The sequence below is a fragment of the Kitasatospora sp. P5_F3 genome (genome assembly GCF_054049135.1).
In genome coordinates, this window is sequence record NZ_JBFUMY010000012.1 from 72,858 (window position 1) to 86,330 (window position 13,473).

Consider the following 13,473-nt stretch of genomic DNA (forward strand, 5'->3'; position numbering starts at 1 on the left):
GGACAGAACTTGGGAACCACCGCCACCGCCCTGTCCCTGGCCTCCGGCGCAGCCGTGCTGCACGCGGCCTGGAGCCTGGTCAGCAAGCGCCTCGCCCGGTACGACGCGACGGCCTTCGTCTGGCTGGCCTCGCTGGGCTCGTTCCTCGCGTACGCGCCGGTGGTGGTCTGGCTGACGAGCACCGGTGACGGGTGGCGGCTGACTGCCACTCAGGCGGGCTTCGTCGGTGGCAGCGTGGTGATCAACCTGGCCTACTTCCTGGTGATCCAGTACGGCTACCGGCTCGGCGACCTCTCGCTGGTCTACCCGATCGCCCGGGGCAGCGGGCCGATCCTGGCGATCGTGGGCAGCACGGTCTTCCTCGGGGTGCTGCCCAGCGCCGTCGGACTGTTCGGGGCACTGGCGGTGGTCGGCGGGGTGGTGGCGCTCGGGCTGTCCGCACGGCCGGTCGCCGGCAGCCTGCCCAACGACGGTGTCCCCGACGGCGGGCACGGCCGGGTGCTCGGCTACGCGCTGCTGTCCGGCGTCACGATCGCCGGCTACACGCTCTGGGACCAGCACACGGTGGGCCCGCTCGCGGTCTCCCCGCTGCTGCTCAACTGGGTGGACGACCTCGGCCGGGTCGTGCTGCTCGGCCCGCTGGTACGCCGCCGCCGGGCCGAGCTCGGGCGGCTGTGGCGGGAGTGCCGGCTGCTGATCCTGGGCGCGGCCACGCTGATGCCGCTGCCGTACCTCCTGTTCCTGTTCGCCCTGCGGCTGGCGCCCGCCGCCGTGGTCTCGCCGGTCCGCGAGGCCAGTGTGCTGCTGGTCGTACTGCTCGGCGGCACCTTCCTCGCCGAGGGCCGTCTGCGGGCCCGACTGCTGGCCGCCGGGGCCATCGTGACCGGCCTGGCCCTGATCGCCCTCGGGTAGGGCCGGGCCCGCACCGGCTGACGGTCCCTCATGACGGCGGCACCGCACCGCAGTTCACGCGGGTGTCAACGCTCCCCTAACGGGGTGAACTTCTTTACGAGGCCCTTGGATGTACGAAGGGATGCTCTAGAGTTCTCGCAGGTTAAGGGCGAGGTAAAGGCTGGACTGCCGCACAGCTGAATAGGTGGGGCGGGTGGGACTCGAACCCACGACCAAGGGATTATGAGGTTCCAGCTCCCCCGCCCCACACCGCACCAAGTCGCACCGCATTGCACTGCACTGCAGGTCAGGCGGGCGCTAGCTGATTCATGCTGCACTGCATCGCGCCGGGTTGCACCCCCGTGTCGTTCCCATCCGAAGTTGGCCGTGCAGCCACCGGCACACCTCAACCAATTTGAGCTGGGCCTTGGCCATCCCTCGAAACAGCTATCCAAGGGACCCGCCTTCCCGTGCGAAACGACCTTCGACTACCGCTCTGATGCCACCAGGCCGACGGCGGCACGACACATCGCCGTCGAACCCGGAGATCCGCCAGCGCCGCCTCGAAGGCACCCCAAGCTGCTGGACTTCTTTCCGCTCTCCGGCTCCCAGGTCAACGTCAACGCCCTCGCGTTCACCAACTCGCAGAGCGGCGCCAAGGCCACCCAGGTCGCCAACGCCGGCGCCCTCTACGAGACGGCGATCGGCACGCCCGCGGCGATTCCCGGCCTGCTGCTGGTCGTCAACGGCCAGCTCGCCCTGACCAGCGGCGCCGGCATCCCGGGCGGGTACGCGGCCGCCGACGCGAGCGTCCCGCTCACCAACACCAACCCCGCCGACGGCGCCGACTGGACCGGATGGACCGTCACCACCGCGCTGGTCAACAACCTGCCGGCGCTCTACGCCCGCAACACCGCCAACGGCGAGCTCTGGTACTACAGCCCGACCGTGCTCAGCAACTTGGCCGCTATCCAGCTCCAGGGCACCAACCCGACGCCCACCGCGCCGGTCAAGCTCGCCTCCAGCGGCTGGACCGCGCTCGACAAGACCGTGCTGCAGGCCGCGGACATCAACGGCGACGGCACCGCCGACCTGTGGGCCGTCGACAGCACCGGCAAGGCCGCGCCCTACCTGCTGAGCGGCACCACCCTCACCGGCAACGCCAACCAGGGCCTGTTCACGCCGACCCACACCTGGCAGCTGAACGACAGCACCGCCAACGGCACCACCGCCACCACGGCGAAGGACAGCACCGGCAACACCCCGCTGACCGGCCAGTCCGGGGCGACCTGGAACACTTCGGACATCTTCAGCCCGGACGTGCACTTCAACGGCACCAGCAGCGCCGTCCTGAGCGCTGGCTCCGTGCTCGACCTGACCCAGAGCTTCACCGTCTCGGTCTGGGCCAAGGCCGGCCCGAACGGCGGCGTGATGGTGTCCCAGGACGGCACCCAGAACTCCGGGTTCATGATCTACGCGGAGCCCCCGGGCGGCCAGTGGAAGTTCTGCATGTCCCGGATCGACAACGGCGGCTGGAACTATGACTGCGCCAATGCCGGCTCGGGCGGCGGCATCGTGCAGGCCGGCATCTGGACGCACCTGACCGCCACCTACAACCGGCTGTCCAACGTGATGGCCCTGTACATCAACGGCATCGCGGTCGGCTCGCTGACCCACACCCCGGTCTCCGGCTTCAACGGCAGCTTCCGGGTCGGCGACTTCGGCTCCTCGAACGGCGGCCACTTCGCCTTCTTCAACGGCGCCATCTCCAACGTCCAGGTCTGGAACGGCACCGCGCTCAGCCCGACCCAGTCGGCGCTGCTCTCCGGCACCCCGGGCTACGTGCTCTTCCCCGCCGACGACACCAACTACAACAGCGGCTCCAACTGGAGTGCCGCGCACGGCAACCTGTCCTTCACCGGCGGGCAGCTGAAGATCACGCAGACCGGCTGGGCCAACGGCAACACCTGGACCGCCGGCCCGACCGGCTACCCGAACGCCGTCCTCAGCCTGCAGCGCGACGGCAACCTGGTCATCTACCCGACCGCCGCGAAGACCTTCGGCTCCGCCCTGTGGGCGAGCGGCACCTACAACAACGGTGACGACTGCATGTTCCTGCAACCGGACGGCAACCTCGTCATCTACCGCATCGACGGCGTATCGCTGTGGAGCTCCAGCACCTACAACTGACCGACCGTTGACTGACCGGACCGGCCGCCGCCCTGCCAGGGCGGCTCCGCGTCAGCGCCCGCCCGGGCCGGCGGCCGCGACCGTGCGCAGCAGCGCCTGCCAGCCGTCGGCGACCGCGGCCAGGTCGAAATGCTCGATCGCGTGCGCCCGCGCGGCGCTCCCGGAGGCCACGCGGTCCGCGGCCAACAGCTTTCGCAACGCGCCCGTGAGGGCCGCCGCGTCGCCGCGCGGGGCCAGGAACAGCTGCTCGGCGCCCCCAAGGCCCGCCTGCTGACGCTGCTCCACGAGCCGCCCGCCACCACCGAACTGGCCCGCCGCCTCGGCGTCACCCCCGGCGCCGTCAGCCAGCACCTCGCCGTCCTGCACGCCACCCGCCTGGCCACCCGGGCCCGCCACGGCCGCCTGGTGCTCTACACCCGCAGCCCGCTCGTCGACCGGCTGCTCGGCGACTGACGCGCCCCTGGCCATGTGTCAACCCCCGTAAGGTGTAGACCTGTTGACGAGTCTGCCCGGTCCACCTGCCCTGCCAGTGGCTAGCTCCCCGGCACCCCTGTACGGAATCCCCCACACCAGACAGGGAGTACCGACGCACGTCCGATGAAGGCACCGTCCCAGGGCCCGTCTGCTGGCCCTGCTCGCAACGCTGGCACTGCCGCTCGCCCTGCTCACCGCCCAGCCGCGCACGCGGCCGGCAAGCTCACCGCCTCGTTCACCAGCGCCGACAACGGCTCCTGGTGGAAGGGCACGTACATCGTGAGGAACGCCACCACCACGGCCGTCACCGGCTGGACGCTGGAGTTCGACCTGCCGCCCGGCGCCACCGTCTCCGGCACGTACAACGGCCAGGCGCCCGTCACCGGCTCGCATGTGTCGGCAACGAACGCGTACTACAACGCCACGGTGCAGCCGAACTCCACCACCGAGCCGTACAGCTTCTGGTTCATCGGCAACGGCCCGAACGCCGCACCGCTCAACTGCCGCATCAACGGCGACAAGTGCGACGGCACCCCGGACGTCCCGCCGGGCGCCCCGGGCACGCCCCAGCTGGTCGACGCCACCGCGCACAGCCTGGCGCTGAGCTGGACGGTGGCGAAGGCCGGGGACTTCCCGGTCGCCTCGTACGAGGTGCTGAGCGGCTCCACCGTGCTCGGCACGGCCACCGGCGCCGCCACCACGCTGACCGGGCCTCACCCCGGCCACCACAGCCTGACCGTCCGCGCCAAGGACACCCGCGGGCAACCCCGGCCCGGTCAGCGCCGCACTGAGCGCCACCACCGTCGACCCGGCCACCGACACCGTCCCGCCGAGCACGCCCGGCAACCTGCGCGCCACGGCCGTCACCAGCACCACCGTCGCGCTGGCCTGGAACGCCGCCACCGACAACCAGCGCGTCGCCGCCTACGACGTCTACCAGGGCGCCGCGCTGGTGCAGACCGTCACCACCACCTCGGCCACCGTCGGGCAGCTCTCCCCAGCCACCGCGTACACCTTCACCGTGAAGGCCCGCGACGCCGCCGACAACAGCTCCGCCGCCTCTGCCCCGCTCAGCGTGATCACCGGCGACCTGGCCGGGCCCGGAAAGCCACCCGGGTCGGCTACTTCACCCAGTGAGGCATCTACGACCGACAGTACTTCGCCAAGAGCCTCGACACCTCCGGCAGCGCGCCAAGCTCGACGTCGTCAACTACGCCTTCGAGAACATCGACCCGGTCAACCTGACCTGCCTGTCCGGCGTCACCAAGGGCACCACCGCCGACCCGCAGGACCCCGACCAGGGCACCGGCGCGGGCGACGCGGACGCCGACTACTCCCGGCCCTTCAGCGCCGCGCAGTCCGTGGACGGCGTCGCCGACGACGGCTAGGCCCCGCTGCGCGGTAACCTCAACCAGCTGCGGAAGCTCAAGGCCAAGTACCCGAACCTCAAGGTCCTGGTCTCGCTGGGCGGTTGGACGTACTCCAAGTACTTCTCCGACGCCGCCGCCACCGACGCCTCCCGCAGGCAGCTGGTCTCCTCCTGCATCGACCTCTGGATCAAGGGCAACCTGCCCGCCTACAACGGCGCGGACGGCCCCGGCACCGCCGCCGGCATCGACCTCGACTGGGAGCGGCCCGGCTCCCCCGACGGCCACGCCGACAACCACTACTCCACCGGCGACAAGGCCAACCTGGCCCTGCTGCTGGCCGAGTTCCGCCGCCAGCTCGACGCCCTCGGCGGCCCGCACCGGCTGCTCACCGCCTTCACCCCCGCCGACCCGGCCAAGATCGGCCAGGGCTGGGACCTCGCGCAGATCTTCGGCTCCCTGGACATCGCCAACGTCCAGGGCTACGACTTCCACGGCGCCGGCAGCGACAACTCCTGGGAACCGGGCCGGACCGGCCACCAGGCCAACCTGCACGCCGACCCGGCCAACCCGTACGGCTTCCACTTGTCGATCGAGAACGCCGTGAACACCTACCTCGCCGCCGGCGTCAACCCGCGCAAGCTCACCATCGGCTTCCCGTTCTACGGGCGCGGCTGGCAGACCGTCACCGACGGCGGCGTGCACGGCGCCTGGCAGGCGGCCGGCGGCGCGGCCCCCGGCCAGTTCGCGGAGGAGGCCGGCACCCGCGGCTACCACAACCTGATCACCGGCGTCCCGAACCTGACCGTCTACCACGACCCGGTCTCGGTCTCCACCTACGGCTACACCGGCGGCGGCGGCCAGTGGTGGACCTTCGACGACACCTGGTCGATCGGCCAGAAGACCGCCTGGCTCAAGTCCCAGAACCTGCTCGGCGCGATGATCTGGGAGATATCGGGTGACACCCCGTCCGGCACCCTGATCACCGCCCTGGACAGCGGCCTGAAGTAACCCCCTGTCAGGGGCGCGGGGACCCCCCGAATCCCAACCCCCGCGCCCCACCCGGGAGTCCGTTCACTCCGCCCCGGCGGGCCACTCCTCGCCGGTGCCACCGTCCAGGCGCCGCATCCCGCTCTCGTCCGCGCCGAACAGGGCGACCCGGCCGCCCACCTCGACGGCGCACACCGCCTCGCAGTACTCGTCCCACCCGTCAACCGGCTCCCCCACCGGCTGCCCGGTGAGCCCGTCGTACCGGTAGAGACGGTCCGAGGCCGCCGCCAACACCGCCCGCCCGTCCACCTGGTAGGCGCACAGGCCCAGCGTGTTGTCGCGCTGCACCATCATCTCGCCGAGCGGCGTCCAGCTCTCCGCGTCCCAGATCCGCACCGCGTGGTCCGTGCCACCCGTGGCCACCCGGGTCCGGCCGTCCGCCGTGTACGGAACGACGTACTTGATGGGCCCGTTGTGCGCCTTGACCGGACCGCCCACCAGCTGCCCGGTCTCCAGGTCCCAGACCCGCAGCATCCCGTCGGCGTCCACGCCGACTAGCCGGGGCATGCCGTCCGCCGCCGCGAACGCGGCCAGCGACCGGACAGTGGTACGGCCGGTACCACTCATCCGGGGCCCGGTCGCCTCCCCGGTCACCGGATCGACCCGGTCGACCCGGCCGTCGCTCCACCCGAGGAGCAGGCTCCGCCGCTCGTCGGTGCCGCGGTGGGTCACCACCGCGGACATCTGCGGCCACTTCCGGCCCCACGGCTTGCGCCGCTTGCCCCAGATGTCGGGGCAGACCCGCTCACCCGTGGCCGGGTCGAACTGGACCAGCGTCCCGCGCAGCCCCTGGAAATCGTCCACCGCGACCAGCACCCGTCGCCCGTCACCGGCGTCGATGTGCGCCCCGCGCAGCCGACCGCCGATGAACCCGGCGCCGAGTGCGAACTCCCGTACTTGGGTGCCGTCTTCGGCGTCGAACGCCGCGAAGTCCCGGCCCCGGGCCGAGCTCAACGCCACGACCACCGGTCGCCCGTCGAGCTCGGCACCGAGCAGTTGAATCCCCGCGGCGGTCGAAAAACCGTCCCGGGCCGTGAAAGGGGCCACCCTACGCATTTCTGCCGAACCTCACTGTCCTCAAGAGGGAGGGAGACCGGCACCATCCGCGGGGCGGCCCCTGAACTGCCGCGACGCTACCTCAAGATGTTCCGTGGCCCACGCCGCGGCGAGTGCTGCGCCCTCCCTGGGCCGAGACCGATCTTGAGGCACTCCTCATCACGATCAGCCGACAGGTCATCTCCGTCGCGTACGCGCTCTTCGAAGAGGAGCCGAAGGCAGACAGCGAGCGGACCATCCCGATCGACCAGGAGACCGGGAAGCTGCTTCGGCTCCGGCGGGACCGGCAGCAGGCCGAGAGGGACCGGCGCCTGGCGGCCGGCCTGGAGTGGATCGAGAGCGGCTTGGTCTTCACCAAGGAGAACGGCAAAGGCTTTCACCCGGACTATCTGACCGCCCGCTTCAAGAGGCTGGTGGAGAAGGCGGGCTTGCCACCGACCCGGCTACACGATCTGCGCCACCTCGCTGCGTCACTCGCGCTGCTTGCCGGTGTCGCCATGAAGGTGATTCAGGTGCAGCTCGGCCACTCGTCCTTCCAGATCACCGCCGACACCTACACCAGCGTGCTCCCCCAGATGGAGCGAGCCGCTGCCGAGGCGACCTTGGCCGTGGTGCCACGCGCAGGGCAGACCGCTCGGAGCACGTCGCCAGAAGCACCGTCCCTGGCCGACCTACCCAGGGCAACGGAAGGCCCTGCGGCTGCTGGGAACATCGCCGCAGCGGCGTAACGATTCGCGTGATCCAACCGAGGGCCCAGCGGGAACGTTCCGCTGGGCCCTCGACGTATCCAGGCCCCATGCCTTGGCCCTGGGAACAGCTCTTCGAAGCGTTGTTCCCAGGATGTTCCCAGACGGGTGAATTTCGGCCCGGCTGTCGTGTCCATCGCCGCAATGTGCTCTACGCTACCGATCGGTGCGGAGCTGTTTTCCCAGGTCAGCGGCAACTCATGTGACGAACCATCAGATGCTGTGGGTGGGGCGGGTGGGACTCGAACCCACGACCAAGGGATTATGAGTCCCCTGCTCTAACCGGCTGAGCTACCGCCCCGGTTCGCCGTGCCTTCGGCCGCAAAGGGCCGGAGCAGCAGCAGACGGCCCATCAGGGCCGTCCTCCGCAGCATAGCCGGTCGGTCCGTCATGGTGCTCGCCGGGGGCGCATCCGAGTGCGCGGGCCGTGCGCTCCCCGTCCGGGTGAGCTGCGGTGGGCACCGGGCAGGCGGCCGCCGAAGACTGGAGGCTCGTGGGTCCGGTCGCAAGGGGCGGTGGTGGCAGTGCGCAGCAGGTGGGCGGCCGGTGTGGTGATCCTGGGGCTGGCGGCGGCGGGGTGCGGGTCGGGAGCGGCGCCGGAGAGCACGCCGAGCAGTAGCAGCAGCGCAAGCCTCCCGACCGGCACGAGCCTGAGCAGCGCGAGTGCGGCCGCCGCCGCGCACGGGTGGAGCCAGGACCGGATCAAGGCCGCAATCGCCAAGCACGCGGGCACCACCCGCACCGCCAAGCCGACCCCGCTGAACGCCCTGGTCGGCGCGGTGTTCACGCACAACTCGGACGGCGACCACTTCTGCACCGCCAGCGTGGTCGACAGCGCCGGGCAGAACCTGATCGTCACGGCGGCGCACTGCGTCTACGACCCGATCGCGGGCCAGCGCAGCGATCTGGTCTTCGTGCCCGGCTACCGCGAGGGGGACACCCCCAGCGGGGTGTGGCCGCTGGCCTCGGTCACGGTCGACCAGACCTGGACGGACCACGGCAACCAGGACATGGACGTGGCGTTCGCGATCGTCAAGCCGCAGAACGGCCAACAGGTGCAGCAGGTGCTCGGCGCCAACCGACTGGGCGTCAACAAGGGGTACGAGCTGCCCGTGAAGGTGACGGGGTATCCGAGCAGCGGCGAGGTGCCGATCACCTGCGGCAACAAGACCACCGAGGAGAGCCCGACCCAGCTGCGGATCGAGTGCCCCGACTACACCGGCGGCACCAGTGGCAGCCCCTGGGTGACCGACTTCGACCCGACCACGAGGACCGGCACGGTGGTCGGCGTGATCGGCGGTTACCAGGAGGGCGGGGACACCCCCGACATCTCGTACAGCAGCTACTTCGGCGACCAGGTGCAGGAGCTGTACGACCGCGCGACGGGGTAGCGCGTCGGCGGCCGGGGCTGGTAGATCTTGGCGGCAGGCACTCCCGGCAGCTGAGGACGGACGGCATGACACGCGTACGGCGGCACGGCGCAGCCCTCGGACTGGCCCTGGCGCTGGCGGGCTGCGCGCAGGGCACCACCGGCACCAGCGCCGCACCGGTCCCGGACGACATGCCGTCCGCCAGGCCCGCCCCGCAGAGCCGGACCGGGGACCGGATCGGCATGCTGTTCGTCGGCGACGAGGACGGCCCCCGGGCCTGCACCGCGAGCGTGGTGGACAGCCCGCGGCGGAATCTGCTGGTGACCGCCGCGCACTGCGTGCGTCCGACGTTCGGCCGGCTGGACAAGCTGGTGTTCGCCCCCGGGTACCGCAACGGGCAGCTTCCGTACGGGAGTTGGCAGGTGGACCAGGTGGTGGTCGACCAGGAGTGGACCGACCGGGCGGACCCGGAGTACGACGTGGCGTTCCTCACCGTGGCGCCGGTCGGCGGGCTGGAGATCGCGGACGTGCTGGGCGGGTTCCGGCTCGGTACGGACCAGGGGTTCGGGCTGCCGGTGTCGGTCACCGGCTACCCGCACGAGGCCGAGGAACCGATCACCTGCAGCAACCGGACCACCGAGCAGAGCACCACCCAGGAGCGCTTCGACTGCCACGGCTACACCAACGGCACCAGCGGCAGCCCCTGGCTGACCGGGGCCGGTGAGGTGGTCGGCGTGATCGGCGGCTACCAGGAGGGCGGGGACACCGACCGGACCTCGTACAGCATCACCTTCGACCACCGGGTCAGTGAGCTCTACCGCCGCGCCACCGCCTGAGCGCGGCCGGCGGCCGGTGGCCCCGGGAAAACACGAAAGCCCTTCGGCGATCCGAAGGGCCTTCGCTCTACGCAACTCACCTCAACTGCCGGTGAAGCTCCCCCAATTGGACTCGAACCAATAACCTGCCGATTAACAGTCGGCTGCTCTGCCAATTGAGCTATGGGGGAATGCACGTGTCGGACGGGCCTGGGCCCTTCCGCGCTCCCGCAATTGGACTCGAACCAATAACCTGCCGATTAACAGTCGGCTGCTCTGCCAATTGAGCTATGCGGGACCGAGCTTGCGTCCTGGTCCGGATCGGTGATCCGGGCTTCGGCGCTCGCTGCGGGTCATACATTAGCGCACTCAGGGGGGTGGTCCGCCAATCGCTTTCGCCGGGGCCGTCCGGGAGTGACCGGGAGCACGGCCGGTCGGGGCTCCCCCGGCGCGCCCGGAGGGCGACCCGGGCGCCCGGCGGGGATGCTGGAGCCTGGCTGGCCCGGGTGCCTCGGGCCCGCCTTCTGCCGGGCGGTTCGCCGCCGGGCCGGACGGGTAGGGCACGCAGGGCAACGCGGCAGGGTCCGCAAGGAAGGGTGGAGACCGAGCATGTGGAAGCTGACGTTCGTCGTGGGGGTCGGGGTCGGTTACGTCCTGGGCGCCAAGGCAGGCCGCAAGCGCTACGAGCAGATCGCCGGGGCGGCCCGGCAGGTGGCGCAGAACCCCAAGGTGCAGGACGTGGCCGGCAAGGCCAGGCAGCAGGCCGGAGTGGTGGCCGGGAAGGCGGCCGGCGCGGTGGCGGGCAAGGTCGGTGACCGGCTGCCGAACGCGCTCACCGACCGGGTCCCGTACTTCAGCGCCCGGGGCGCGGAGGACGACAGCTGGGGTACGTACCGCCCGTAGCGCCTCGGACGTACGGACTTCCGGGCAGAGTGTGGGCAACACTTCGCCCGGTCGGCTCCGTCCGGGCGCCGAGCTGAGGCATGATCTCGACATGGCCATCGTCGCGGGCATCGACAGCTCCACCACTCGCACCCGGATCGTCGCGTGCGACGCCGAGACCGGCGCCGTGCTGCGGGACGGCCGGGCGCCGCATCCCACGCCCGAGGGCGGTGATCCCCGGGCCACCGAGGTCGACCCCCAGCTGTGGCTGCACTCGCTCGGCGAGGCGGCCACCGGCGGCCTGCTGGAGGGCGTCCGGGCGATCGGGGTGTCCGCCCAGCAGCACGGGCTGATCGGGCTGGACGCGGGCGGGGTGCTGGTCCGTCCGGCGCTGCTGTGGAACGACCCGAGGTCGGCCGGGGCCGCCGCGCAGCTGATCGACGCGCTGGGTGGCCCCGAGCCGTGGGTGCGGGCGATCGGCTCGGTGCCCGCCCCGACCTACACGGTGGCCAAGCTGCGCTGGCTGGCCGAGTTCGAACCAACCTCGGCCAAGCGGATCGCCGAGGTGCTGCTGCCGCACGACTGGCTGGTCTGGCAGCTGCTCGGCCACCCCAAGCGCCGCACCACCGACCGGGGCGACGCCTCCGGCACCGGGTACTGGTCGCCACTCACCGGCGAGTACCGGCAGGACCTGATCGAGCTGGCCCTCGGGCACGAGCTCCTGGTGCCCGACGTGCTGGGCCCGGCCGAGCCCGCCGGACACACCCCCGAGGGCCTGCTGATCTCGGCCGGTACCGGCGACAACATGGCCGCCGCGCTCGGCCTCGGGCTCGGCCCCGGCGACGCGGTGGTCTCGCTCGGCGGCAACGGCACCATCTTCGCGGTGCACGACCAGGCCGTGGTGGACGTCACCGGCGCGGTCTCCTCGTTCGCCGACGCGACCGGCCGCCACCTGCCGATGGTCGGCACCCTGAACGCCGCCCAGGTGCTCCGCTCGATGGCCGGGCTGCTCGGCACCGACCTGGCCGGGCTCAGCGAGCTGGCCCTGCAGTCCTCCCCCGGCGCGTACGGGCTGGTGCTGCTGCCGTACCTGGACGGCGAGCGGACGCCCCAGCTCCCGCACGCCGCAGGCACCCTGACGGGCCTTCGGGCCGAGTCGATGACACCGCAGCACCTGGCCAGGGCCGCCGTGGAGGGCATGCTCTGCAACGTCGCGGACGCGGTGGACGTGCTGCGCGACAACGGCGTGACGGTCCGTCGGATCTTCCTGCTCGGCGCGGTCGGACGGCTGCCCGCCGTCCGGGAGGCCGCACCGCTGATCTTCGGCGTGCCCGTGGTGATACCGCCTGCCGGGGACCACGCCGCCCGGGGCGCCGCCCGGCAGGCCGCCTGGGCGCTGGCCGGTACGGCAGAGCCGCCGCACTGGGAGCTGCCGGAGGCGGTCACCCTGGTCGCCGAGCGGGACAGCGACCTGGCGGTCGGCGGCTCGGTCCGGCAGCAGTACCGGACCGTCCGGGACCAGGTGCACCCGGAGCTGGCCGCCTCCGACTGAGGTCAGCCCCTCCGTCGGTTGGAGGGGCTTAGTCGAGGTAGGCCCGCAGCTGGTCGGTGAAGGAGTGTGCGCGCAGGCGGCTCAGGGTCTTGGCCTCGATCTGCCGGATGCGTTCGCGGGTGACGCCGAACAGGTGGCCGATCTCCTCCAGCGTGCGCGGGTGTCCGTCGTCCAACCCGTAACGGAGCTGGACGACTTGACGCTCGCGCTCGCCGAGGGTGGCCAGCACCGCGTCCAGGTGCTGACGGAGCAGCAGGAAGGCGGCGGTCTCCACCGGTGAGGCCGCGTCGGCGTCCTCGATCAGGTCGCCGAGCGCGACCTCGTCCTCCTCGCCGACCGGGGTGTGCAGCGAGACCGGCTCCTGGGCCAGCCGGAGCACCTCGAGCACCCTGGTCTCCGAGAGCTCGAGCACCGCACCGACCTCGGCGGGGCTGGGCTCGGCGCCGCGCTCCTGCAGCAGCGTGCGCTGCACCCGGATCACCCGGTTGATCAACTCGACCACGTGCACCGGGACCCGGATCGTCCTGGCCTGGTCAGCCAGCGCCCGGCTCATCGCCTGCCTGATCCACCAGGTGGCGTAGGTGGAGAACTTGTAGCCGCGCGCGTAGTCGAACTTCTCCACCGCCCGGATCAGCCCGAGGTTGCCCTCCTGGACCAGGTCGAGCATGGTCAGGCCGCGACCGACGTAGCGCTTGGCGACCGAGACCACCAGGCGGAGATTGGCCTCGATCAGGCGGCGTTTGGCCCGTCGGCCGAGCTGCACCAGGTGCTCCAACTCCCGCTTCAGCGGCTCGTCGTGGCCCTGCCGGGCGAGTGCCTGTTCGGCGAACAGGCCGGCCTCGATCTGCCGGGCCAGCTCCACCTCCTCGACGGCGGTGAGCAGGCGGATCCGGCCGATCTCGCGCAGGTACTGCCGGAGCAGGTCGGCCGCCGGCCCGGACGAGTCGGTGAACTCCGGCGCCACGAGAGCCGGTTGTGCAGCGGAAAGGTCCACAGGGGCATCCCTCTCTCGGCCGACGCACGGCTCGTGGGGGAACCGCGCCACAGCAAGGGGGATACCCGCGTAGGCGGGTGATCAGC

9 protein-coding genes, 3 tRNA genes and 2 pseudogenes are annotated in these 13,473 nt (G+C 71.4%); 9 read left to right on the top strand and 5 right to left on the bottom strand.

All coding sequences use genetic code 11. The features are described 5' to 3' along the window. Positions 1-9 precede the first annotated feature (9 nt). From ACXJMZ_RS10725 to ACXJMZ_RS10740, 4 genes and pseudogenes are all read left to right on the top strand, one after another. Positions 10-912: an EamA family transporter gene (locus ACXJMZ_RS10725; RefSeq protein WP_457029773.1), complete on the top strand. Its 903-nt coding sequence runs from the start codon at positions 10-12 to the stop codon at positions 910-912. 366 nt (positions 913-1,278) lie between these two features. Continuing rightward, on the top strand, positions 1,279-3,081 hold the full coding sequence (locus ACXJMZ_RS10730) for a LamG-like jellyroll fold domain-containing protein (protein WP_457029947.1): 1,803 nt from the start codon (positions 1,279-1,281) through the stop codon (positions 3,079-3,081). A 129-nt stretch (positions 3,082-3,210) separates the two neighbouring features. Then, the gene (locus ACXJMZ_RS10735) at positions 3,211-3,534 is read left to right on the top strand and encodes an ArsR/SmtB family transcription factor (RefSeq protein WP_457029774.1); all 324 of its coding nucleotides are present in this window, start codon (positions 3,211-3,213) and stop codon (positions 3,532-3,534) included. Positions 3,535-3,703: 169 nt separating this feature from the next. Continuing rightward, positions 3,704-5,933 (top strand): annotated as a pseudogene (locus ACXJMZ_RS10740) (glycosyl hydrolase family 18 protein). A 63-nt stretch (positions 5,934-5,996) separates the two neighbouring features. Here the strand turns inward: ACXJMZ_RS10740 and ACXJMZ_RS10745 are convergent. After that, positions 5,997-7,019, bottom strand: coding sequence for a WD40 repeat domain-containing protein (locus tag ACXJMZ_RS10745; RefSeq protein WP_457029775.1), 1,023 nt, complete (start codon positions 7,017-7,019; stop codon positions 5,997-5,999). A 122-nt stretch (positions 7,020-7,141) separates the two neighbouring features. Here ACXJMZ_RS10745 and ACXJMZ_RS10750 point away from each other — a divergent pair, with 122 nt between their 5' ends. Continuing rightward, a complete protein-coding gene (locus ACXJMZ_RS10750; protein WP_457029776.1) occupies positions 7,142-7,756 on the top strand; it encodes a tyrosine-type recombinase/integrase in 615 nt (204 codons plus the stop codon). Positions 7,757-8,001: 245 nt separating this feature from the next. Here the strand turns inward: ACXJMZ_RS10750 and ACXJMZ_RS10755 are convergent. Beyond that, positions 8,002-8,075, bottom strand: a tRNA-Ile gene (locus tag ACXJMZ_RS10755). A 217-nt stretch (positions 8,076-8,292) separates the two neighbouring features. Here ACXJMZ_RS10755 and ACXJMZ_RS10760 point away from each other — a divergent pair. Together ACXJMZ_RS10760 and ACXJMZ_RS10765 are read left to right on the top strand one after the other, a co-directional pair. Continuing rightward, positions 8,293-9,165: a trypsin-like serine peptidase gene (locus tag ACXJMZ_RS10760; protein WP_457029777.1), complete on the top strand. Its 873-nt coding sequence runs from the start codon at positions 8,293-8,295 to the stop codon at positions 9,163-9,165. 65 nt (positions 9,166-9,230) lie between these two features. Then, positions 9,231-9,980 carry a trypsin-like serine peptidase gene (locus ACXJMZ_RS10765; protein ID WP_457029778.1) on the top strand — a complete coding sequence of 250 codons (750 nt, stop codon included), beginning with the start codon at positions 9,231-9,233 and terminating at the stop codon, positions 9,978-9,980. 97 nt (positions 9,981-10,077) lie between these two features. Here the strand turns inward: ACXJMZ_RS10765 and ACXJMZ_RS10770 are convergent. Together ACXJMZ_RS10770 and ACXJMZ_RS10775 are read right to left on the bottom strand one after the other, a co-directional pair. Further along, a tRNA-Asn gene (locus ACXJMZ_RS10770) sits at positions 10,078-10,150 on the bottom strand. A 34-nt stretch (positions 10,151-10,184) separates the two neighbouring features. Beyond that, a tRNA-Asn gene (locus tag ACXJMZ_RS10775) sits at positions 10,185-10,257 on the bottom strand. A 311-nt stretch (positions 10,258-10,568) separates the two neighbouring features. On the opposite strand from ACXJMZ_RS10775, the gene ACXJMZ_RS10780 reads away from it, so the two are divergent. Further along, the gene (locus tag ACXJMZ_RS10780) at positions 10,569-10,862 is read left to right on the top strand and encodes a hypothetical protein (RefSeq protein ID WP_403033289.1); all 294 of its coding nucleotides are present in this window, start codon (positions 10,569-10,571) and stop codon (positions 10,860-10,862) included. Between the two features lie 91 nt (positions 10,863-10,953). After that, a complete protein-coding gene (locus ACXJMZ_RS10785) occupies positions 10,954-12,393 on the top strand; it encodes an FGGY family carbohydrate kinase (RefSeq protein WP_457029779.1) in 1,440 nt (479 codons plus the stop codon). A gap of 28 nt (positions 12,394-12,421) precedes the next feature. On the opposite strand, the pseudogene ACXJMZ_RS10790 reads toward ACXJMZ_RS10785, so the two are convergent. Next, positions 12,422-13,345, bottom strand: a pseudogene (locus ACXJMZ_RS10790) (RNA polymerase sigma factor); the annotation flags it as partial. Positions 13,346-13,473: the final 128 nt, after the last annotated feature.